The 20,271-nt window shown below is 57.1% G+C and carries 26 protein-coding genes; all 26 read left to right on the top strand.

Going from position 1 to position 20,271, the window contains the following annotated elements:
- Positions 1–6 precede the first annotated feature (6 nt).
- The 26 genes from rplV (at position 7) to rplQ (ending at position 20,240) form a co-directional block, all read left to right on the top strand.
- Positions 7–372, top strand: coding sequence for a 50S ribosomal protein L22 (gene rplV, locus HMPREF2999_RS03080; protein ID WP_005504964.1), 366 nt, complete (start codon positions 7–9; stop codon positions 370–372).
- Positions 373–1,170, top strand: coding sequence for a 30S ribosomal protein S3 (rpsC, locus tag HMPREF2999_RS03085; protein WP_005504966.1), 798 nt, complete (start codon positions 373–375; stop codon positions 1,168–1,170).
- Complete coding sequence (gene rplP / locus HMPREF2999_RS03090; protein ID WP_005504968.1) at positions 1,171–1,590, top strand: 50S ribosomal protein L16; 420 nt, start codon at positions 1,171–1,173, stop codon at positions 1,588–1,590. It abuts the gene before it with no gap.
- Positions 1,591–1,595: 5 nt separating this feature from the next.
- Positions 1,596–1,835 (top strand): 50S ribosomal protein L29, encoded by a 240-nt coding sequence (rpmC, locus tag HMPREF2999_RS03095; RefSeq protein WP_005504969.1) that lies wholly within the window; start codon positions 1,596–1,598, stop codon positions 1,833–1,835.
- Positions 1,832–2,104, top strand: coding sequence for a 30S ribosomal protein S17 (gene rpsQ / locus HMPREF2999_RS03100; protein WP_005504980.1), 273 nt, complete (start codon positions 1,832–1,834; stop codon positions 2,102–2,104). Before rpmC ends, rpsQ begins: the two co-directional genes overlap by 4 nt.
- A gap of 488 nt (positions 2,105–2,592) precedes the next feature.
- A complete protein-coding gene (locus HMPREF2999_RS03105; RefSeq protein WP_070697707.1) occupies positions 2,593–5,325 on the top strand; it encodes an LPXTG cell wall anchor domain-containing protein in 2,733 nt (910 codons plus the stop codon).
- Positions 5,326–6,276: 951 nt separating this feature from the next.
- Positions 6,277–7,467 carry a YncE family protein gene (locus HMPREF2999_RS03110; RefSeq protein WP_070675883.1) on the top strand — a complete coding sequence of 397 codons (1,191 nt, stop codon included), beginning with the start codon at positions 6,277–6,279 and terminating at the stop codon, positions 7,465–7,467.
- Positions 7,468–8,130: 663 nt separating this feature from the next.
- Positions 8,131–8,502 (top strand): 50S ribosomal protein L14, encoded by a 372-nt coding sequence (gene rplN, locus HMPREF2999_RS03115; RefSeq protein WP_005504986.1) that lies wholly within the window; start codon positions 8,131–8,133, stop codon positions 8,500–8,502.
- 3 nt (positions 8,503–8,505) lie between these two features.
- A complete protein-coding gene (gene rplX / locus HMPREF2999_RS03120) occupies positions 8,506–8,841 on the top strand; it encodes a 50S ribosomal protein L24 (protein WP_005504988.1) in 336 nt (111 codons plus the stop codon).
- Positions 8,841–9,401, top strand: coding sequence for a 50S ribosomal protein L5 (rplE, locus tag HMPREF2999_RS03125; protein WP_005505001.1), 561 nt, complete (start codon positions 8,841–8,843; stop codon positions 9,399–9,401). Before rplX ends, rplE begins: the two co-directional genes overlap by 1 nt.
- Before the next feature lie 73 nt (positions 9,402–9,474).
- Complete coding sequence (gene rpsH, locus HMPREF2999_RS03130; protein ID WP_005505003.1) at positions 9,475–9,873, top strand: 30S ribosomal protein S8; 399 nt, start codon at positions 9,475–9,477, stop codon at positions 9,871–9,873.
- Positions 9,874–9,900: 27 nt separating this feature from the next.
- Complete coding sequence (gene rplF, locus HMPREF2999_RS03135; RefSeq protein WP_005505004.1) at positions 9,901–10,437, top strand: 50S ribosomal protein L6; 537 nt, start codon at positions 9,901–9,903, stop codon at positions 10,435–10,437.
- A gap of 2 nt (positions 10,438–10,439) precedes the next feature.
- Complete coding sequence (gene rplR / locus HMPREF2999_RS03140; RefSeq protein WP_005505006.1) at positions 10,440–10,799, top strand: 50S ribosomal protein L18; 360 nt, start codon at positions 10,440–10,442, stop codon at positions 10,797–10,799.
- 29 nt (positions 10,800–10,828) lie between these two features.
- Positions 10,829–11,473, top strand: coding sequence for a 30S ribosomal protein S5 (rpsE, locus tag HMPREF2999_RS03145; RefSeq protein WP_192832243.1), 645 nt, complete (start codon positions 10,829–10,831; stop codon positions 11,471–11,473).
- A 2-nt stretch (positions 11,474–11,475) separates the two neighbouring features.
- Complete coding sequence (gene rpmD / locus HMPREF2999_RS03150; RefSeq protein WP_004005265.1) at positions 11,476–11,682, top strand: 50S ribosomal protein L30; 207 nt, start codon at positions 11,476–11,478, stop codon at positions 11,680–11,682.
- 2 nt (positions 11,683–11,684) lie between these two features.
- Positions 11,685–12,131 carry a 50S ribosomal protein L15 gene (gene rplO / locus HMPREF2999_RS03155; RefSeq protein WP_005505008.1) on the top strand — a complete coding sequence of 149 codons (447 nt, stop codon included), beginning with the start codon at positions 11,685–11,687 and terminating at the stop codon, positions 12,129–12,131.
- A 281-nt stretch (positions 12,132–12,412) separates the two neighbouring features.
- On the top strand, positions 12,413–13,720 hold the full coding sequence (secY, locus tag HMPREF2999_RS03160; RefSeq protein WP_005505014.1) for a preprotein translocase subunit SecY: 1,308 nt from the start codon (positions 12,413–12,415) through the stop codon (positions 13,718–13,720).
- On the top strand, positions 13,717–14,280 hold the full coding sequence (locus tag HMPREF2999_RS03165) for an adenylate kinase (protein WP_049327567.1): 564 nt from the start codon (positions 13,717–13,719) through the stop codon (positions 14,278–14,280). The genes secY and HMPREF2999_RS03165 overlap by 4 nt, the downstream gene beginning before the upstream one ends.
- A 120-nt stretch (positions 14,281–14,400) precedes the next feature.
- Complete coding sequence (gene map, locus HMPREF2999_RS03170; RefSeq protein ID WP_049327568.1) at positions 14,401–15,240, top strand: type I methionyl aminopeptidase; 840 nt, start codon at positions 14,401–14,403, stop codon at positions 15,238–15,240.
- A 125-nt stretch (positions 15,241–15,365) separates the two neighbouring features.
- Complete coding sequence (gene rlmN, locus HMPREF2999_RS03175; protein ID WP_005508405.1) at positions 15,366–16,580, top strand: dual-specificity RNA methyltransferase RlmN; 1,215 nt, start codon at positions 15,366–15,368, stop codon at positions 16,578–16,580.
- Between the two features lie 286 nt (positions 16,581–16,866).
- On the top strand, positions 16,867–17,088 hold the full coding sequence (gene infA / locus HMPREF2999_RS03180) for a translation initiation factor IF-1 (RefSeq protein ID WP_005505018.1): 222 nt from the start codon (positions 16,867–16,869) through the stop codon (positions 17,086–17,088).
- 124 nt (positions 17,089–17,212) lie between these two features.
- Positions 17,213–17,326: a 50S ribosomal protein L36 gene (rpmJ, locus tag HMPREF2999_RS03185; RefSeq protein ID WP_004005257.1), complete on the top strand. Its 114-nt coding sequence runs from the start codon at positions 17,213–17,215 to the stop codon at positions 17,324–17,326.
- Positions 17,327–17,505: 179 nt separating this feature from the next.
- Positions 17,506–17,874, top strand: coding sequence for a 30S ribosomal protein S13 (gene rpsM, locus HMPREF2999_RS03190; protein ID WP_005505026.1), 369 nt, complete (start codon positions 17,506–17,508; stop codon positions 17,872–17,874).
- A 68-nt stretch (positions 17,875–17,942) separates the two neighbouring features.
- On the top strand, positions 17,943–18,350 hold the full coding sequence (gene rpsK / locus HMPREF2999_RS03195; RefSeq protein WP_005505028.1) for a 30S ribosomal protein S11: 408 nt from the start codon (positions 17,943–17,945) through the stop codon (positions 18,348–18,350).
- A 138-nt stretch (positions 18,351–18,488) separates the two neighbouring features.
- Positions 18,489–19,481, top strand: a complete 993-nt coding sequence (locus HMPREF2999_RS03200) for a DNA-directed RNA polymerase subunit alpha (RefSeq protein ID WP_005505031.1) — start codon at positions 18,489–18,491, stop codon at positions 19,479–19,481.
- Between the two features lie 105 nt (positions 19,482–19,586).
- Entirely contained in the window at positions 19,587–20,240 is a 654-nt protein-coding gene (rplQ, locus tag HMPREF2999_RS03205; RefSeq protein ID WP_005505032.1) for a 50S ribosomal protein L17, read from the top strand.
- The last annotated feature ends 31 nt before the right edge of the window (positions 20,241–20,271 follow it).

A 20,271-nucleotide genomic window follows, 5' to 3' on the forward strand; every position in this document is an offset into this window, starting at 1 on the left:
TAGGCAATGGAAGCCAAGGCATCAGCGCGTTTCGTTCGCGTTACGCCTATGAAGGCCCGCCGTGTCGTCAACCTGATCCGTGGTAAGCAGGCGGAAGAGGCTCTGGCGATTCTGAAGTTCGCCCCCCAGGCAGCTTCGGAACCGGTATACAAGATCGTTGCTTCGGCAGTAGCTAACGCTCGTCAGAAGGCAACCCAGCAGGGTCTGCCCTTCCGCGAGGAAGAGCTGTTCATCAGCGAAGCATTCGTGAACGAGGGCCCGACCATGAAGCGCATTCAGCCCCGCGCTCAGGGTCGCGCATACCGAATCAACAAGCGCACCAGCCACATCACCGTGGTAGTTGCTACCCCGGAGAAGGAGGAGGACCGCTAAATGGGTCAGAAAATTCACCCGAACGGTTTCCGACTGGGCATCACCACTGACCACGTCTCCAAGTGGTTCGCTGATTCCAACAAGCCCGGCGAGCGTTACGCTGACTTCGTCCGCGAGGACGTAAAGATCCGCGAGCTGCTGGCAAAGAACCTGGATCGCGCAGGCGTTGCAAAGGTCGAGATCGAGCGTACCCGTGACCGCGTGCGTGTGGACATCCACACCGCTCGTCCCGGTATCGTGATTGGCCGCCGTGGCGCAGAAGCAGACCGCATCCGCGGCGAGCTCGAGAAGCTCACCAACAAGCAGATTCAGCTGAACATCCTCGAGGTTGCTAACCCCGACCTCTCCGCTCAGCTGGTTGCACAGAGCATCGCAGAGCAGCTCGCATCGCGTGTTGCATTCCGCCGTGCAATGAAGAAGGCAATCCAGTCCGCACAGCGTGCAGGCGCAAAGGGTATCCGTATCCAGTGCTCCGGCCGTCTGGGTGGCGCTGAAATGTCCCGTTCCGAGTTCTACCGCGAAGGTCGTGTGCCCCTGCACACCCTGCGTGCGAACATCGACTACGGCTTCTTCGAGGCTAAGACCACCTTCGGTCGCATCGGCGTGAAGGTCTGGATCTACAAGGGCGACCTGACCGACAAGGAGCTGGCAGCTCAGCAGGCAGCAAACAACCGCCGTGGCAACCGCCGCGATGGTGACCGCCGCCGCCAGGGCAACCGTGGTCCTCGTCGCGAGCGCCGCAACGAGAACGCTTCGGCAAAGGTCGAGGCCAAGACTGCAGAGAACGGTGAGGCATAAATGCTTATTCCCCGTCGAGTAAAGTACCGCAAGCAGCACCACCCCAAGCGTAGTGGTCTCGCAAAGGGCGGCACCGAGGTTAGCTTCGGTGAGTGGGGCATTCAGGCCCTGTCGCCCGCATACGTGACCAACCGCCAGATTGAGGCTGCACGTATCGCAATGACCCGTCACATCAAGCGTGGCGGTAAGGTCTGGATCAACATTTATCCCGACCGTCCGCTGACCAAGAAGCCCGCTGAAACCCGTATGGGTTCCGGTAAGGGTTCGCCCGAGTGGTGGGTCGCAAATGTCAAGCCGGGTCGAGTCATGTTTGAACTCTCCGGTGTGTCCGAAGAAGTGGCTCGCGAGGCAATGCGCCTGGCAATCCACAAGCTCCCGATGAAGGCACGTGTTGTGCGTCGCCGCGAAGGTGGTGAATAAGCGAGATGGCAGTAGGATCCAAGGACCTGAGCATCGATAAGCTCGCAGAGCTCTCCAACGAAGAGCTGGCTGCAAAGCTGAGCGAAGCGAAGAAGGAACTCTTCAACATCCGCTTCCAGGAAGTCACCGGTCAGGCTAACGCAGGTCGTCGCCGCACTATCAAGCGCGACATCGCACGTATCTACACCGTGCTGCGTGAGCGCGAGCTCGGTATTCGTCCCGCAACTGAAGGTGAGTCCAAGTGAGTGAAGTAAAGAACGAAGAGCGCGGCTACCGCAAGACCCGCCGCGGCTACGTTGTCTCCGACAAGATGGACAAGACCGTTGTCGTCGAGGTCGAGGACCGCGTGAAGCACGCACTGTACGGCAAGGTCGTTCGCCGTAGCTCCAAGATCAAGGCACACGATGAGCAGAACGCTGCTGGCATCGGTGACCTCGTTCTGATTGCAGAGACCCGTCCGCTGTCCGCTTCCAAGCGCTGGCGTATCGTGGAGATCATCGAGAAGGCTAAGTAAGCCCTCTAATGACTCTCTGCTAGAGCAGTAAAAGAACCCCTCTCCTACTTCGGTAGGAGAGGGGTTCTTTGCGTTTAACCTCTATACGGGAGAACTCAGCGGGGAGTTCCATGAGCTACAGAATTAACGATAGAGGTCATAAAAGGCCGAATAAATATTTGTCATAAAACTTTTGAAGATGTCACACAGAAAAGTGGTCACTTTTCCCGCATAACGGTATCAGAGGCCCACGTAGCTTGAAACGGAGGAGGAAATCCCCTAGTAGAGCGTGTATTCGGGACTTTTGGAGGACAGCGACAGCGGCTAAAAGAGTTATGAGAAGCGTGGACGCCGAAAAAAGCTGCTTGAAAACTAACTGATAAGACACTTATCATCAACTTTATAGTTGCTTAGTATAACCTTGCCTAATAATTGGCAGGGTGGCTTCGCATCTTCCGGAGGTTGCACGACCTTTGGAGAAGTACCACTACACATCATCGAGGATTACCATGACTTCTTCACCCAAGCCCTCACGTAAGCTGCTCGCCATTGCTGGCGCGCTTTCCGTAGTCGCAGGTTCTTTCGCTGCGGTTCCCGCTACCTTTGCGGCAAACGTCTCTGCTTCTGTCCCCGGCGGGAACTCCCAGACCTCTGCTGAGGAATGCCGCCACATCGCAGTGAGCGCTACCCAGTACCAGGGCCTGCCCGGCCAGTACCAGCTGGCATACTCGGCAGCAACCTCCTCCCTCTACACTTCCTTCTCTTCCGGACGCCCGCCGATTCTGACCGGTGGTGTCGGCACCTGGAACGTAGCATCCAACCCGAACCTCACTACTGTCTACCAATTCCCGACCACCGACTTCACCGCACGTGGCGCCACCGCACCGACCGGTAAGCAGATCGAATCTCCCTACGGTATCGCCTACGACGAAGCAACCGGATACGTATGGGTGACCCAGACCCGCGTCAACAAGGTATCTGTCTTCGATCCCGCGACCAACAAGATTATCTGGAGTAGTGCAGAAGGCGACGTCAACCACCCCCGCGAGGTACGCATCGACCCCTCTAGCGGCAAGGTCTTTGTATCTGGCTCGGGCGGCATTAGTGTCTTCGACACCACCCTGCACGCCCTGGTTAAGAAGATTGAATTCACTGATGCCAAGGGTGAATCTGACATCGCAATGAACATGCACGTAGACTCCGCTGATGGCAAGCTCTACGCACCCTCCCTGAGTGCCGGCACCGTGAAGGTGATCGACACCAAGAGCTACGAAGTCGAGAAGACCATTCAGCTGCACAAGGAAAATGCTGAAGCTGCTCTGAACCCCTCGGACGTCACTATCGACAAGTCCCTGAAGGAAATCTACGTCAGCACCCAGGGTGACCGTAAGGGCACTAACTCCGGTATCACCGTCTACGACCTGGAAACTGGTGCCTACAAGAAGACCATTCCTTTCGGCAACCAGGCCCTCGCCCTCGCCTCCGACGAAGCCCGTGACCTGCTGTACGTGACCGATTACGGTACCGGCAACGTCGGTGTTGTTGATGCACGAACCGGCACCGTTGTTTCTCAGGTGTCTACCGGTGCGACCAGCGGCGCAAATGATGTTCTGGTCACCGCAGACGGCAGTGCATACGCTGTAGCACGCAGCATTGAAGGCGCATCCGCTATCGAAACCGACTACACCATCGATAAGACCACCGGCGAATACCGCACCTCTAGCACCGAGCCCAAGGGTAAGGACAACGCGGATTCCCCGATCACTCCCGGTGTCATGGTGAAGATCAACACCACTGTTGAAACCAGCGCGAAGCCTGCTGCACAGACTTCTTCTGAAGAACTGGTGAAGACCTACGCCGACGGCGCTAAGCTCTACGCCGTGAAGGACTGGACCACCGGTGAAACCCTGAAGCTGCGTGGCGAAGGTTTCAAGACTCAGGACGGTTCAAAGGGCTCCGTACTCGCAGTCAAGCTGAACAAGGGCCGCATCTCCGCGAAGGAAGAGCCGAAGCTCAACGGTGCTGAGGGCAACAGCGCCGGCGTCTGGGCGTACATCCAAGCAGATGAGAACGGTAACTTCACCGCTGAGCTGCCGTACCCGACCACTGAAAACTCCAACCTGAAGGAAAACCTGAAGAGCGGCGATAAGGTATCTGTCTTCCTGCTCTCCGGCTCCATGGTTGAAGGCGATACCGCACGTGGTGGTGAAGCGCTCTCCGCAACTGTTGCAGAGAAGAAGGCAGACACCGCTGCGACCTGCGCACCGGCAGAAACTACCCAGGTCGCTGCTGCTCCCTCTGGCGTGACTACCACTTACCCCGCCGGTACTAAGCTGAGCCTGCCTGATGGCAACGAGCCCACTCCGGCTCCGAGCGAGTCTGCTAAGCCTGAGCCGACTACTCCGGCTCCGAGCGAGTCTGCTAAGCCCGAGCCGAGCACCCCGGCACCCTCCGAAAGCGCAAATTCCAATGAGGTTGTGCACGAGTACAAGGACGGCGCTAAGGTCTACTTCCCCAAGACCTGGGACGGCCAGAAGCTGACCTTCCGCGGTGAAGGCTTCAAGACTCTGGACGGTAAGGGCTCCGTTATCGCGGTCAAGCTGAACAAGGGCGCTATTTCCGCGAAGGAAGAGCCCAAGCTCGAAGGCGTTGAAGGCAATAGCGCAGGCATCTGGGCATACATCAAGGCGGACGAAAATGGTAACTTCACCGCAACCATCGACCGCCCCACCGTGGCAAACTCTAACCTGACTGAAGAACTGAAGACCGGCGATAGCGTTGCTATCTACCTGCTCTCCGGTTCCCTGGCAGAGAACGATAACGCACGTGGTGGCGTCGCCGTAGAGTACACCTTCAGCGTTGAAAACCAGGCACCTGCACCTAAGGTATCGGAGCCGAAGGCATCCGAGTCGGCTAACGCACCTGTAACTAACCCCTCTGCTGCTCCGTCTGCACCTGCAGATTCCAAGGAACAGGTAAAGGAAAACGCTAAGGACCAGTCCAAGGCTCCCGTGGATTCTTTGAACTCCGAGACCCAGAAGAAGGACAGCACCGCCCCGAAGACCTCCGGATCTTCGTCGCAGAACGTTACCTCTTCCAACAACGGCTCCACCGCCTCGAGCACCTCGAAGTCTTCGCTGGCTAACACCGGTGCTTCGGGCGTTGTCGTTGCAGCTGGAATCGGCGTTCTTGCTCTGGTTATCGGTGCAACTGTGCTGGTAGCACGTCGCCGCAAGGCATAGTCCGTACCCCACGGCAGCCCACGATACTACCGCACGGTAGTAGCTAAAGAGGCAGAGCGGGATCTACTAGATATTCAAGAACCCGATTGACACTCTGAAACTGCCGATACACATTGAAAGGGGCGGTACCCATCGAAGTGATGGGTACCGCCCCTTTCAATGTGCCCATATGCCCGTATTTAGTCGGAAGACCTAGACCTGGTGGGGTAGAAGTAGCAATAGGGGAGGGTACGAGAGAAGCGGCGCAGGGCGAGGTATCCCTCAATACTCGCCCGCCCTTATTTGACGAGTTAACAGCTCCAAAGAATGAAATGTAGGGTTCTAGCGCCTCAAATACGAAGAAAACCCGCACCGAAGTGCGGGTTTAGTGTCAAAGCGAGGTTCGGTCCCTAGACAAACGGATTAGCGAGGAAAAAGGGACCCAAGAAATCTGTCCGATAAGGACCGAACCTCTTGTTTGACGCATGCGTCTCTTCTATTATGGTACATCTCGCTGATTTTCGCACCTTGAAGCGCGTTTATTACCAAAAAACTTGATTTTTGAAAAAACAAGCTTTAATTTCTAAATTTTTAAGCAGATTTTTTCAGGACACTGCTTTGAGGGGCTCAGAAGTGACGAAATATTACGAAATCCATGGCTCTAGGTGCCTAAGGATAAGCTTATAGATTCTATAATCTATCATTATCTCTAGATAGATGTATTTTGTGCTAATTATATGTATACTGCGTAGCTTTTAATGAATAAACCCACCCCGCTCAAGGTCTGGAGGAGAGCGTTGCGTAGTGCTGATATAGGATGCCTTGACTACGAATGGCGCAGCGCATGGACTACACCAGAAAAGTCTCAAAGTGGAGGGTGAAGCGTAAGATATATAACGGAAAGCTCCGGATGCTAAGCCCGCAAAATATGAGGTGAGCTAGCCTCCAACCTACACAACTCTGGAGATATTTATGGTTCCCTCAGCCTCAGGAGAAGAACAGAAGAGCACCCTGGATGCCAACCGTTTTTCCGTGGATCGTTCTGCGGGGCTTGCTGGGCAGTATCAAGTGGCATACAACCCCGAAGAGAACGTTCTTTTTATAAGCGGAAGCTTTAATCACACGAAGACCCACGGTACTCTCTGTGCAACAATCGCACGCATAAACGCAGATACCCTGCAGATTGAGAAGACGGCTGTTCTGCCTGCTATCCCGGAAAATAACCCCGGGTTAGAGAACCTCTTCCAAATCCAGGCTGCCTACGGTCTAGCAGCAGACAACGAGCGGGAGCTTCTCTGGACCGGAGGAACCCGCACAAACTCGGTATCCGCATACTCCCAAAAAGACCTAGCGCTCGTATGGGATTCTCTCGCTCTAGGAGTGGAGATGCTAATTCCGCGTGAGCTATACGTTGCACCCAGCGGTGCCGTACTCGTGACCGGAATGGGTGGTTACCAGGTAATCTCTGCACCTAATGAAGAAGGAGAACGTGCGGTTAGCTCTCTTCAAGGGGACGGTCCCGCTATGCTACTAGGGCCCGTAGCTGATGAAGCTCGTAGCCGCCTGTACATCCCGAATATTATGCGAGATGAAATCTGGGTTGTGGACATGAACAGCTGGGGACTCGTACGTAGGCTGCCCGTAACTGGCGGGGAAGATGCCAATGCTCTAATCGGTATTCACGGTGTAGAGATTGATTCAACGCGCGGCGAACTGTATGTCTCTGCACAGGGGCGCGAGGGTAAAAACGGCGGTCTATATGTTCTGAGTTTTGAGGGTGAACACCTCGCTTATCTTCCATTCGGCAAAATGCCCACCGATATCTTGCTCGATGCAGAACGCCAGCTGCTCTATGTTGCCGATTTTGGGGGCAAGGGAGACTCAGCCGCTGCTGGCGGCGGAACTGTTACCGTCGTTAACACGCTCAATCGAACCATTGTTGAGACTCTGCAGGTAGCCCCAACCCGTATTAATCACCAGGTCCTGCTGAAGGACGGGAGCGTCATTGCTATCGACAAGGCGGGGGATTACCCTGCAGCTGAGGTTTCCTACGTGCTGGATGCGCACTCCGGTGAATACTATGAGGCGGCGGAAGAGTCTCGCCCCGGAGAAACTCCTCGCGCTATCGTTCGTGATGGTATCGCGAAAGTATATATGTCATAGCTGCAGAGTGAAGAGCAGTTGGTATACCCAAAATAGTCACTGTCGCTCTCTACCCCCTGTGCGCGCACTAGCGGGGTGGGGGAGTAGGACTGGGTAATCCTATCGCTAGGCCGCGGCAAGTCTGTCGTGGAGGAGCATTAAAGCGTAGTAAAATATAAATATCTACCATCCTTGTTTGACACATTGTTTGGTAGATTTCTCGAGGCCCCTTCAGTTTCTTATGCGTCAGGAACTACACGAAGGGGCCTCCTGCTTTAAGTGTCAAATAAGCCGCCTTCTCGCTCGGTATTGATGTGGGGTATGAGGTTTTTGGTCTCCGATACATGCATTGTCTTGGTGAATAGGGTGGTGGAGACCGAAATCATAGTTAACAAGCCCTTGCGCTAGATACCTGCTTCCTGTACAGTGTTAAGACTGTGTGGCTGTATCCAAATAGCCGCACAACCACGGGCTTCTCGTGCCAGTGCATAATGCCGCTACTTACGGGTGGATACGCCCGCTTCACGCGGGTCCAAATGCTTCTGGCATGGGTTTGCCCCAGGCGTTTCCGCTAACCCCTTCCACAGAGATGGGGCCCGGGGCGTCAACCAATCCCGTAAAAATGTTCCGCAAGGCTGGCTCGCGCCTAAAGCGAGTCGGAACCGGCGAGACGACAGGAGAAATATGATTCAGCAGGAGTCGCGACTGAAGGTCGCCGACAACACTGGTGCGAAGGAAATCCTGACCATCCGTGTTCTCGGTGGTTCCTCGCGTCGCTACGCAGGCATTGGCGACATCATTGTCGCAACCGTCAAGGATGCAATCCCCGGCGGTACCGTAAAGAAGGGTGACGTTGTCAAGGCAGTCGTCGTCCGCACCAAGAAGGAAACCCGTCGTCCCGACGGCTCCTACATCAAGTTCGACGAGAACTCCGCAGTGATTCTGAAGAACACTGATGGTGATCCCCGTGGTACCCGTATCTTCGGCCCCGTGGGTCGTGAACTTCGCGACAAGAAGTTCATGAAGATCGTTTCGCTGGCTCCGGAGGTGCTCTAATTCATGGCTAAGATCAAGTCCGGCGACCTGGTTCAGGTTATTTCCGGTGCAGATAAGGGCAAGCAGGGCAAGGTTCTGAAGGTTCTCCCCAAGGAAAACCGCGTGATTGTTGAGGGCGTCAAGGTCGTCACCAAGCACACCAAGGCTAACCCCCTGACCGGCGCAGCAGGCGGCATTCAGAAGGTTGAGGCACCGATCCACGTTTCTAACGTTGCGATTGTTGACCCCGAGACCAAGAAGCCGACCCGTGTTGGTTTCCGCCTCGAGACTGTAGAGCGTGACGGCAAGGAGCGCACCGTTCGCGTGCGCGTTGCTAAGCGTTCGGGTAAGGACATCTAATGACCGAAACCAAGATCACCCCCCGCTTCAAGACCAAGTACGCTGAGGTCGTCGTTCCCGCTCTGCAGGAAGAGTTCAAGTACGAGAACGTCATGCAGACCCCGAAGATCGTTAAGGTCGTCGTAAACATGGGTGTCGGCGAGGCAGCTCGCGACGCAAAGCTCATGGACGGCGCAATCCGCGATCTCACCGCAATCACCGGTCAGAAGCCGATTGTTACCCGCGCTAAGAAGTCCATCGCACAGTTCAAGCTGCGCGAAGGTATGCCCATTGGTGCACACGTCACCCTGCGTGGCGACCGCATGTGGGAATTCCTGGACCGCCTCGTCACCCTGGCACTGCCCCGAATCCGCGACTTCCGCGGCCTCTCGGACCGCCAGTTCGACGGTAACGGTAACTACACCTTCGGTCTGACCGAGCAGTCCATGTTCCACGAAATCGATCAGGACTCGATCGACCGCGTGCGTGGTATGGACATCACCGTGGTGACCTCCGCGAAGACCGACGAAGAAGGCCGTGCAATCCTGAAGGCACTGGGCTTCCCGTTCAAGACCAACTAACGACTACGTTGTAGGTCCAGACCCCGTTACCGCGGGGTAGGGAAACCACAACGAGGAAGGGCTAAAGCCCACAATGACTATGACTGATCCGGTCGCAGATATGCTGACCCGTTTGCGTAACGCAAACTCCGCATACCACGACACCGTATCCATGCCCTACTCCAAGCTGAAGGCTCGCATTGCAGAGATCCTGAAGGCTGAGGGCTACATCGCCGACGTGAAGGTTGAGGATGCAAAGGTCGGCAAGACCCTGACCCTCGTCCTCAAGTACGGTCCGTCCCGCGAGCGTTCCATCGCTGGCGTGCGTCGTATTTCCAAGCCGGGCCTGCGTACCTACGCAAAGTCCACCAACCTGCCCCAGGTTCTGGGTGGCCTCGGCATCGCAATCCTGTCCACCTCTTCGGGTCTGCTCACTGACAAGCAGGCAGCGAAGAAGGGCGTGGGCGGCGAAGTCATCGCTTACATCTGGTAGTCGGTTAGAAGAGAAAGGAAGAGAATAATGTCACGTATTGGACGTCTCCCCATCTCGGTTCCCGCCGGCGTTGAGGTTAAGGTCGATGGCAACCTGGTCACCGTTAAGGGCCCGAAGGGCGAGCTCTCCCACAAGGTAGCTTCCCCCATCACCGTGGCTCTGAACGAAAACGAGATCGTTGTATCTCGTCCGAACGACGAGCGCCTGTCTCGCTCGCTGCACGGTCTGACTCGTACCCTGATTCAGAACCTGATTATCGGCGTTACCTCCGGCTACGAGAAGAAGCTGGAAATCGTTGGTACCGGTTACCGTGTGACCCCGAAGGGTAACGACCTGGAGTTCGCTCTGGGCTACTCCCACCCGATCAACATCACCGCTCCCGAGGGTATTACCTTCGCAGTGGAGGGTGCTAACAAGCTGACCGTGTCGGGTATCGACAAGCAGCTCGTTGGTCAGGTTGCAGCAAACATTCGTGGTCTGCGTAAGCCCGATCCCTACAAGGGTAAGGGTGTTCGCTACGCAGGTGAGCACATCCGCCGCAAGGTCGGAAAGGCTGGTAAGTAAACATGGCTATCAAGTCGAAGGCAGCGCAGCGTGCACGTCGTCACGCTCGCATCCGCAAGTACGTTTCGGGTACCGCTGCGCGTCCGCGCCTGTGCGTCACCCGTTCGACCCGTCACATGTTCGTTCAGGTTATCGACGATGTCAAGGGCGTAACCCTGGCATCCGCTTCCACCATGGAAGCAGAGCTGCGTGCAGCTGACCTGGACAAGACCGCTAAGGCAAAGCGCGTTGGTGAGCTCGTTGCAGAGCGCGCCAAGGCAGCTGGTGTTGAGGCAGTCGTGTTCGACCGCGGTGGTAACAAGTACCACGGCCGTGTTGCAGCCGTTGCTGACGGTGCACGCGAGGGAGGTCTTGCACTCTAATGAGCGAGCAGAACGTAAAGGAAACTCAGGTGAGCGAAGCAGTAGTAGCTGAAACCGCTGAGACCTCCAACCAGCGCGAGGAGCGCCGCAACAACCGCGGCGAGCGTCGTGGCCGTGGTGAGCGCCGTAACAACCGCGCTCGCGAGGAGGAGAAGGACAAGTACATCGAGCGCGTTGTGACCATCAACCGCGTTTCCAAGGTCGTCAAGGGTGGTCGTCGCTTCAGCTTCACCGCACTGGTCGTCGTTGGTGACGGTAACGGCCTGGTCGGCGTTGGCTACGGTAAGGCTAAGGAAGTTCCCGCAGCAATCTCCAAGGGTGTCGAGGAAGCAAAGAAGAACTTCTTCCGCGTTCCCCGCGTCGAAGGCCGCACCATCCCGCACCGTGTGCAGGGTGAAGCAGCTGCAGGCGTTGTGATGCTCCGTCCGGCAACCGCTGGTACCGGTGTTATCGCAGGTGGCCCCGTGCGTGCAGTACTCGAGTGCGCAGGCATTCACGATGTGCTGTCCAAGTCGCTCGGTTCCTCGAACCAGATCAACATCGTTCACGCAACTGTTGCAGCACTCAAGGAGCTCGAGGAGCCCCTGGCAGTGGCAGCCCGCCGTGGCCTGCCCACCGATGAGGTTATCCCCAGCTACCTGCGCAACACCAAGTCTGAAAAGGCAGGTGCGTAGTAATGGCCAAGCGTATTCAGCCCAGCGACGCAAAGCTGGAAATCACCCAGGTCAAGTCCTATGTTGGTCAGAAGCAGAACATGCGCGACACCCTGCGTTCCCTGGGCCTCAAGCGCCCCGGCAACAAGGTAGTCCGCACTGCTGACCCCGTCACCGTTGGCATGGTTAACACCGTTGCTCACCTGGTGAAGGTTGAGGAGGTCAAGTAAAGATGGCAGAAGCTATCAAGATTCACGATCTGCGCCCGGCACCGGGTGCCCACAAGGCAAAGACCCGCGTTGGCCGCGGTGAAGGCTCCAAGGGTAAGACCGCAGGTCGCGGTACCAAGGGTACCAAGGCACGTTACCAGGTTCGTGCAGGCTTCGAAGGCGGCCAGCTGCCGCTGCACATGCGCCTGCCGAAGCTGCGCGGCTTCAAGAACCCCTTCCGCACCGAGTACCAGGTTGTTAACCTGGACCGCATCCAGGAACTGTTCCCCAACGGTGGCGACGTCACCGTCGAGGCACTGGTTGCTAAGGGTGCCGTTCGCAAGAACGAGCTCGTGAAGGTTCTGGGCAACGGCGAAATCTCCGTCAAGGTGAACGTTGTTGTCGACAAGGCATCGGCTTCCGCTATCGAGAAGATCGAGGCCGCTGGCGGTTCTGTAACCGTTAAGTAGTCTTCAAGACGAGAAAGCCCCCGTCCGTACACTGTACGGCGGGGGCTTTTTGCTGCTCGAAAAGAGGCACAACGAGCTTATATTCCTATATACGTATATTTGAACGCTTGGTGCGCACCACATTTAATGTTCAAAAATCACGCTAAGAGAATATAAAAGCTACATAATCTGCTAGGGAGTTATCGTTACCCGCTCCAAACACGATAGACTGGAAGATGTGTTTACTGCGCCCTAAAACTCTTTGAGAGGGATGGGCGCCCCATAGACTTACAGGAGGACATGTGCTGAGCGCATTCGGGCGAGTCGTTAAGACCGCCGATTTGCGGCGTAAGCTGCTGTTTACCCTGGCAATGATTGTGCTGTACCGCGTGGGCACTTTCATCCCCGCGCCAGGCGTTTCCTACGGAAATGTACAGCAGTGTCTGAACGCCAATGTTACGAGCGGTGGCGTCTACGATATCGTCAACCTCTTCAGCGGTGGCGCACTGCTGCAGCTTTCGATCTTTGCCCTCGGCGTGATGCCGTACATTACCGCGTCCATTATCATCCAGCTGCTGCGCGTGGTCATTCCGCGATTCCAGGAGCTGCACGATGAAGGCGCGCAGGGTCAGGCAAAGCTCACCCAGTACACCCGCTACCTGACCATCGCTCTTGCTCTGCTGAACGCAACCACCATCGTCTCGATGGCACGCTCCGGCGTTCTGCTGGGCAACTGCCCCGGCATCATCCCCCAGGACGACGTACTGCACATCCTGCTGATCATCGTCACCCTGTGTGCGGGTACTACCGTCATCATGTGGATGGGTGAGCAGATTACCGAGCGTGGCGTCGGCAACGGCATGTCCCTGCTGATCTTCACCTCCATTGCTTCTTCCTTCCCGAGCGCTCTGGGCTCTATCCAGCGCACCCACGGTTGGGGTATCTTCGCAGCTGTCTGCGGCATTGGCCTGCTGGTCATGCTCGCTGTGGTCTACGTGGAGCAGTCCGTTCGCCGTATTCCCGTGCAGTACGCAAAGCGCATGATTGGTCGACGCACCATTGGTGGCACCAGCACCTACATTCCGCTGAAGGTCAACATGGCAGGCGTGATCCCGCTGATCTTCGCTTCCTCCCTGCTGACCCTGCCCGGTCTGATCGCCCAGTTCAACACCCCCACCGACGGATCCACTCCGCCGGACTGGGTTAACTGGATTAACGCATACCTGGTGCGCGGCGATCACCCGCTGTACATTGCTCTCTACTTCTTTATGATTATTGGCTTCGCGTACTTCTACGTGGCGGTCACCTTCGACCCGGTAGAAGTAGCGGACAATATGAAGAAGTACGGTGGCTTCATCCCCGGTATCCGTGCCGGTAAGCCCACCGAGCGTTACCTCAGCTACGTACTCAACCGAATTACGTTGCCTGGCGCACTTTACCTGGGTGTAATTTCCATGATTCCCCTGGTAGCGCTTATCCTATTCAACGCAAACCAGAATTTCCCGTTCGGCGGCGCCTCGCTGCTGATCGTGGTGGGTGTTGGTCTTGATACTCTCAAGCAGATCAATGCTCAGCTCCAACAACGAAACTACGAAGGACTGCTCCGATGAACCGTCTGCTCATCGTCGGCCCTCCCGGTGCAGGTAAGGGCACCCAGGCCGTCAAGATCGCTGAAGCACTGAAGATTCCCGCGATTTCTACCGGTGATATCTTCCGCAAGAACATCAAGGAAGAGACTGAGCTGGGCAAGGAAGCGAAGTCGTACATCGACTCCGGCAACCTGGTTCCCGACTCCGTCACCAACAACATGGTGCGCGCACGCCTGGAGGAGGGCGACGTCGTCAACGGCTTCCTGCTCGATGGCTACCCCCGCAACACCTCCCAGGTGCACGAGCTGGACTCCATCCTCGAAGCCAAGGGCGAGAAGATCGACCGCGTTCTCCTGCTGGTTGCAGACAACGACGAACTCGTCGAGCGTCTGCTCAACCGCGCAGCAGAGCAGGGTCGCACCGATGACAACGAAGAGGTCATCCGTCACCGCCTGAAGGTCTACGAAGAAGAAACCGCACCGCTGATCGCAATCTACCGCGAACGCGGCATCGTCAAGGAAGTTAACGGCCTCGGCGAGATTGCTGAAGTCACCGAGCGCATCCTCGACGCTCTGAAGTAATCTTCTGCTGTACCCCCGCAATTTGAGGTGCATGATGCATCACAAAGACTTGCGGGGGTACAGTGCTGTCTGTAGAGTTCTAAGCTTGGGCATACCGCCCCACATACCTAAGGAGCCAGAATGGCACGAGTCGAAATCAAAACCAATGCACAGCTTCAGCAGATGGCTCGTGCAGGCGTCATTACCAGCCGTGCACTCGATGCGGCAGTGGCGGCAGCCCGCCCCGGCGTAACCACCGCAGAGGTGAACGCCGCCTTTGAACGCACCATGCTGGAACTGGGTGGCACCTCCAACTTCTATGGCTACTACGACTACCCGGCAACCGTATGCACCTCCGTCAACCACGAGGTCGTTCACGGTATCCCCGGCGACTACGTGCTCAAGGACGGCGACATTCTCTCCATCGACGGTGGCGCATACGTTATCGACCCCGCCACCAACCGCCAGTGGCACGGCGACTCGGCACGTACCGTGCTGGTCGGTAGCAATGTGAGCGAAGCCCGCGCGGAGCTCTCCGCCGTTACCCGCGAGGCAATGTGGCACGGTATTGCCGCTCTGGCAACCGCAAAGAAGGTCGGCGAAATTGGTCTTGCCATTGAAGCGTACGTGACCGAAGAATACGGCGATAAGTACGGCATCATTGAAGACTACGTGGGTCACGGTATCGGCTCCCAGATGCACATGGCACCGGACGTGCTGAACTACGCTGTGCGTGACATGGGCCCGAAGATCAAGCCCGGAATGGCTTTCGCTATCGAGCCGATGCTCGTTACCGGTTCCATCGAGACTAAGGTGCTCTCCGATGACTGGACTGTTGTGACCGTTGACGGCTCCGATGCATGCCAGTGGGAGCACTCCGTTGCCGTGCACAGCGAAGGTATCTGGGTTCTGACCGCAGAAGACGGCGGGGCAAGCGAACTTGCTCGTTTCGGCGTAACCCCGGTTCCGATCCCCGACTAAGTCCCACCACTGGGGGAGGGGAACCAACCTTTAGCAACCCTCACCTCCACCCGAAGAAACCGGCGAATCCGGTCCGGTGCGTGACAGCGCATCCGAAAGCATCCACATCACAAGGAAGAAGCTCCATGAGCGAAACTCTCAATAGCGGCGAGGTCACTGCACCCGCTTCGACCAAGGTGCCGGTTGAAATCTCGAACGTTCGCCCCGCACCAGGCCAGATTGCCCTGAAAGCACCGCGCCGTGCGAAGCCGCCCAAGCACATCGCTGACTTCGATATGGCTGGTCGCCGCGAATTTCTGAAGGAGTTGGGCTACCAGTCCTTCCGTGCGTCCCAGCTGTCCAAGCACTATTTTGAGCGTCTGGTCACTGACCCCGCAGAGATGACTGACCTGCCGGCTAAGGATCGCGAGCAGATGGTTGCTCAGGCAATGCCCCAGCTTCTGACTCCGGTCCGTACCCTCGAGGCTGACGGCGGCGACACCCTGAAGGTTGTGCACCGCCTCTTTGACGGCGCGCTCATCGAGTCCGTCATCATGCGCTATGACAACCGCGTGACCATGTGTATCTCTTCGCAGGCTGGCTGCGGCATGAACTGCCCCTTCTGTGCGACCGGTCAGCAGGGTTTGACCCGTAACCTGTCCACCGCTGAAATTGTGGAGCAGGTCGTTGCCGGTGCCCGCTACCTGAAGCAGATGAAGGGCCTGGAAGAAGCAGAAGGTGGTTCTGAGGATACTCGTCCGCTGCGTGTTTCCAACATTGTCTTCATGGGTATGGGTGAGGCGCTCGCTAACTACAAGGCAACCATGGGCGCTGTGCACCGCCTGATTGACCCTTCGCCCGAGGGCCTCGGTATTTCTGCTCGTGGTCTGACCATGTCGACCGTGGGTCTGGTGCCCGGCATTCGTAAGTTTGAGCTGGAGAAGCTGCCCATTACTTTGGCGCTGTCTCTGCATGCTCCGGATGATGAGCTGCGTGATGAGCTAATCCCGATTAACCAGCGTTGGAAGGTTGACGAGACTCTGGACGCTGCGTACGACTACTACCGTACGACCGGCCGCCGCGTCTCCATTGAGTACGCGCTGATTCGCGATATTAACGATCAGGGCTGGCGTGCGGATTTGCTCGGAAAGAAGCTAGCGCAGCGCGGCCGTGGCTGGGTGCACGTGAACCCGATTCCGCTGAACCCGACCCCGGGTTCAAAGTGGACGGCATCCCGTAAGGGCGTTGAGCAGAACTTTGTGGAGCGTCTGCGTGCCCACGGTATTCCGACGACTATTCGTGATACTCGCGGTTCCGATATTGATGGTGCATGCGGTCAGCTGGCTGCTAAGGAAGACTAAGCAGTTGAGCTGCCACCGGTGAACGGTGCCCCTTTCCTGCGGAGGGAAGTCATTAAGACTTTCAGGAACGCGGGGGAGGGGCTTCTTCCTTTTAAACATTAAGTGCCTGATGTCATAAAAATCACGGTTGTTTTTCCATGCTCTTTGCCGTAGAGTTAACAGTTGGTTGTTTGTGCCAGTGTTAAGTGCGCCTTAAAACGCCCTAGCGCCTCACCGAGGTGAGCTCACAAACAGAAGATACAATTGCCCGCCGCACCTGCGACGGGCACCGACGTTAGCGGAGGATATGGCTAAGAAAGACGGCGTCATCGAGATTGAAGGCTCTGTGGTTGAAGCTCTGCCCAACGCGATGTTCCGTGTTGAGCTGGATAACGGCCACAAGGTTCTCGCACACATCTCGGGCAAGATGCGTCAGCACTACATTCGCATCCTGCCTGAGGACCGAGTAGTAGTGGAACTGAGCCCCTACGACCTTTCCCGAGGTCGTATCGTCTACCGTTACAAGTAAACCCGAGATAAACGTCGCCCCTGGCGGCGTTTAAATCGTGTTCAAAGGGATAACGCAGTTCCCCAACGTAAGTGAGGGAACCTCTTATCTCGCCAGTAATCAAGTTGCAATCAAAAGGAATGCGATGAAGGTCAAGCCGAGCGTTAAGCCGATCTGCGATAAGTGCAAGGTGATCCGCCGTCACGGTGTGGTCATGGTGATCTGCGAAAACCCGCGCCACAAGCAGCGCCAGGGCTAATCCCTAGTAGCTGACTTCATAACCGCCCCAACAGAGGGCGGAATTGTCATAGGCACCGCTCCGAAGCAACGCCCACGAGGCGACTTCGGATACCTCCGGACTCAGAGGCCGGGGACCGGGTCAGAACAACCCGGGCAGTGATGCTATAGACCTCTGGAAAACAACAAGGAGAAGCCAGTATGGCACGTCTCGCTGGAGTTGATATTCCCCGCGAAAAGCGCGTGGAAGTTGCTCTCACTTACATCTACGGCGTGGGCAAGACCCGTGCACACGAAACCCTCGCTGCTACCGGCGTCAACCCTGACACCCGCGTCAAGGACCTGACCGACCAGGAGCTCGTGGCACTTCGTGACTTCATCGAAGGCAACTACAAGGTTGAAGGTGATCTTCGCCGCGAGGTTGCAGCTGACATCCGCCGTAAGGTTGAAATCGGTTCCTACCAGGGCCTGCGCCACCGCCGCGGCCTGCCGGTTCACGGTCAGCGCACCAAGACTAACGCACGTACCCGCAAGGGCCCGAAGCGTACCGTCGCAGGTAAGAAGAAGTAAGCAACGTTGCTCTGTTGGATATCTTTATCCGACCAACGTATTAGAAAACCTTTGTAGGAGAATCAAAAATGCCTCCCAAGACTCGCGCTGCGGCAGCTCGTAAGACCAACCGCCGCAAGGTTAGCAAGAACATCGTTGCTGGTCAGGCTCACATCAAGTCGACCTTCAACAACACCATCGTCTCCATCACCGATCCCACCGGTGCAGTGATCTCCTGGTCCTCCGCTGGCGACATGGGCTTCAAGGGCTCCCGTAAGTCCACCCCCTACGCCGCACAGCTGGCTGCTGAGGCTGCTGCAAACCGCGCCAAGGAGCACGGCGTCCGCAAGGTTGACGTGTTCGTCAAGGGTCCCGGTTCCGGTCGCGAAACCGCAATCCGCTCCCTGCAGGCTGCAGGCCTCGAGGTCGGTTCGATTCAGGACGTTACCCCCGTTGCACACAACGGTTGCCGTCCCCCGAAGCGCCGCCGCGTCTAATTAGGTCCCTGACCTAATCCCTCGACGGGTACGCTCCACGGAGCTGTACCCGGAGAGTACAGACACCCGTCTGCTTCCTAAGATATGTTTTCCCCAACCTGTGGGCTCATATAGCGGAGCTCACCGAAAGGAAACAAAGTGCTTATTGCACAGCGCCCCACTCTGACTGAAGAGGTCGTAGCGCCCAACCGCTCGCGCTTCACCATCGAGCCTCTGGAGCCCGGTTTCGGCTACACCATGGGTAACTCCCTCCGCCGTACTCTGCTGTCCTCCATCCCCGGCGCCGCTGTTACCAGCGTCCGCATTGATGGTGTACTGCACGAGTTCAGCACCGTTCCCGGCGTGACCGAGGACGTCACTGAGATCATCTTGAACATCAAGAAGCTCTCCATCTCTTCTGAGAACGACGAGCCCGTCGTGGCCTACCTGCGCAAGCAGGGCGAAGGTGAACTGACCGCAGGCGACATCGAGGTTCCCGCTGGCGTGGAGATCCACAACCCGGAACTGCACCTGGCAACCCTGAACGCCTCGGCAAACTTCAACGCTGAGCTGGTTATCGAGCGCGGTCGCGGCTACGTGACTGCAGCTCAGAACAAGGTCGGCGATGGCGAGATTGGCCGTATCCCGGTTGACTCCATCTACTCCCCGGTTCTGAAGGTTACCTTCAGCGTGAACGCGACCCGTGTTGAGCAGCGCACCGACTTCGACAGCCTGACCCTGGACGTCGAAACCAAGGAAGCCATCGCACCGCGTGACGCCGTTGCTTCTGCAGGCAGCACCCTGGTCGAGCTCTTCGGCCTGGCACGTGAGCTGAACATTGCAGCTGAGGGTATCGAAGTTGGCCCGTCGCCCGCCGACGAGTCCATGGCCGCTGATCTGGCACTGCCGATCGAGGACCTGAACATGTCCGTCCGCTCCTACAACTGCCTCAAGCGCGAGGGCATCCACACCGTGGGTGAGCTCGTGACCCGCAGTGAAGCTGACCTGATGGACATCCGTAACTTCGGTGCTAAGTCCATTGACGAGGTCAAGGCAAAGCTCATCGAGCTCGGCCTGGCTCTGAAGGACTCCCCTCCCGGTTTCGAGCCTGCTGCACGCCCGCTTGATGACGAAGACGGTTCCGGCGAATAATTTCGACCGAATAGTTCACCCGGTTCCACCGGGATCAGTCAAACTTGATTCCCTAAGAGGCTCCGCTGCTGGGGCGTTAGGGAACGCAACTATGGAGATTTAACTATGCCTACTCCCACTAAGGGTCCCCGCCTCGGCGGTTCCCCGACCCACGAGCGCCACATGCTCAACAACCTGTCGGCGCAGCTGTTCCAGCACAAGCGCATCACCACCACCCTGACCAAGGCAAAGCGCCTGCGTCCGGTGGCAGAGCGCTTCATCACCTTCGGTAAGAAGGGCGACCTGGCTGCTCGCCGTCGCGTGCTGCGTTCCATCACCGACAAGTCCGTCGTGCACGAGCTCTTCACCGTTATTGCTCCGGCAATGGCAGAGCGCCCCGGTGGTTACACCCGCATCATCAAGATCGGTAACCGTAAGGGCGACAACGCTCCCATGGCAGTCATCGAGCTCGTCATGGAGCCCGTTGCAACCAAGGGTGCAGTTGCTGAGGCAACCAAGGTTGCTGAGAAGGCAGCTGAGGCTCCCAAGGCTGAAGCAGCCGAGGGCCTGCCCGCAGGTTCCCACGCACCCCTGGAGTCCGGCGAGGCTCCCGAGGGCTTCGAGGTTAAGGGTAACGCCGATTCCATGAAGTACCACGTGCCCGGTTCCCGCTGGTACTCCAGCACCAAGGCTGAAATCTGGTTCGACTCCGCTGAGTCGGCAGAGGCTGCAGGTTACGCCCCCGCAGGTGGCGCAGCAGCACAGAAGGTTTCCGAGTAATACGGATCCCAGCTGATTTAGGCTAAGCCTA

It is taken from the genome of Rothia sp. HMSC066H02 (genome assembly GCF_001814995.1).
Classification (GTDB): domain Bacteria; phylum Actinomycetota; class Actinomycetes; order Actinomycetales; family Micrococcaceae; genus Rothia; species Rothia mucilaginosa.

What these genes read in the sequence shown, in the direction of transcription:
- rplV (WP_005504964.1), top strand. Translation starts at nt 7, where the DNA reads ATGGAAGCCAAGGCATCAGCGCGTTTCGTTCGCGTTACGCCTATGAAG.
- HMPREF2999_RS03165 (WP_049327567.1), top strand. Translation starts at nt 13,717, where the DNA reads ATGAACCGTCTGCTCATCGTCGGCCCTCCCGGTGCAGGTAAGGGCACC.
- rpsC (WP_005504966.1), top strand. Translation starts at nt 373, where the DNA reads ATGGGTCAGAAAATTCACCCGAACGGTTTCCGACTGGGCATCACCACT.
- rlmN (WP_005508405.1), top strand. Translation starts at nt 15,366, where the DNA reads ATGAGCGAAACTCTCAATAGCGGCGAGGTCACTGCACCCGCTTCGACC.
- rplQ (WP_005505032.1), top strand. Translation starts at nt 19,587, where the DNA reads ATGCCTACTCCCACTAAGGGTCCCCGCCTCGGCGGTTCCCCGACCCAC.
- infA (WP_005505018.1), top strand. Translation starts at nt 16,867, where the DNA reads ATGGCTAAGAAAGACGGCGTCATCGAGATTGAAGGCTCTGTGGTTGAA.
- rplE (WP_005505001.1), top strand. Translation starts at nt 8,841, where the DNA reads ATGACCGAAACCAAGATCACCCCCCGCTTCAAGACCAAGTACGCTGAG.
- rplX (WP_005504988.1), top strand. Translation starts at nt 8,506, where the DNA reads ATGGCTAAGATCAAGTCCGGCGACCTGGTTCAGGTTATTTCCGGTGCA.
- rpsK (WP_005505028.1), top strand. Translation starts at nt 17,943, where the DNA reads ATGCCTCCCAAGACTCGCGCTGCGGCAGCTCGTAAGACCAACCGCCGC.
- rpmJ (WP_004005257.1), top strand. Translation starts at nt 17,213, where the DNA reads ATGAAGGTCAAGCCGAGCGTTAAGCCGATCTGCGATAAGTGCAAGGTG.
- HMPREF2999_RS03110 (WP_070675883.1), top strand. Translation starts at nt 6,277, where the DNA reads ATGGTTCCCTCAGCCTCAGGAGAAGAACAGAAGAGCACCCTGGATGCC.
- rplR (WP_005505006.1), top strand. Translation starts at nt 10,440, where the DNA reads ATGGCTATCAAGTCGAAGGCAGCGCAGCGTGCACGTCGTCACGCTCGC.
- rpsH (WP_005505003.1), top strand. Translation starts at nt 9,475, where the DNA reads ATGACTATGACTGATCCGGTCGCAGATATGCTGACCCGTTTGCGTAAC.
- map (WP_049327568.1), top strand. Translation starts at nt 14,401, where the DNA reads ATGGCACGAGTCGAAATCAAAACCAATGCACAGCTTCAGCAGATGGCT.
- HMPREF2999_RS03105 (WP_070697707.1), top strand. Translation starts at nt 2,593, where the DNA reads ATGACTTCTTCACCCAAGCCCTCACGTAAGCTGCTCGCCATTGCTGGC.
- rplN (WP_005504986.1), top strand. Translation starts at nt 8,131, where the DNA reads ATGATTCAGCAGGAGTCGCGACTGAAGGTCGCCGACAACACTGGTGCG.
- rpsM (WP_005505026.1), top strand. Translation starts at nt 17,506, where the DNA reads ATGGCACGTCTCGCTGGAGTTGATATTCCCCGCGAAAAGCGCGTGGAA.
- rpmD (WP_004005265.1), top strand. Translation starts at nt 11,476, where the DNA reads ATGGCCAAGCGTATTCAGCCCAGCGACGCAAAGCTGGAAATCACCCAG.
- rplP (WP_005504968.1), top strand. Translation starts at nt 1,171, where the DNA reads ATGCTTATTCCCCGTCGAGTAAAGTACCGCAAGCAGCACCACCCCAAG.
- rplF (WP_005505004.1), top strand. Translation starts at nt 9,901, where the DNA reads ATGTCACGTATTGGACGTCTCCCCATCTCGGTTCCCGCCGGCGTTGAG.
- rpmC (WP_005504969.1), top strand. Translation starts at nt 1,596, where the DNA reads ATGGCAGTAGGATCCAAGGACCTGAGCATCGATAAGCTCGCAGAGCTC.
- rplO (WP_005505008.1), top strand. Translation starts at nt 11,685, where the DNA reads ATGGCAGAAGCTATCAAGATTCACGATCTGCGCCCGGCACCGGGTGCC.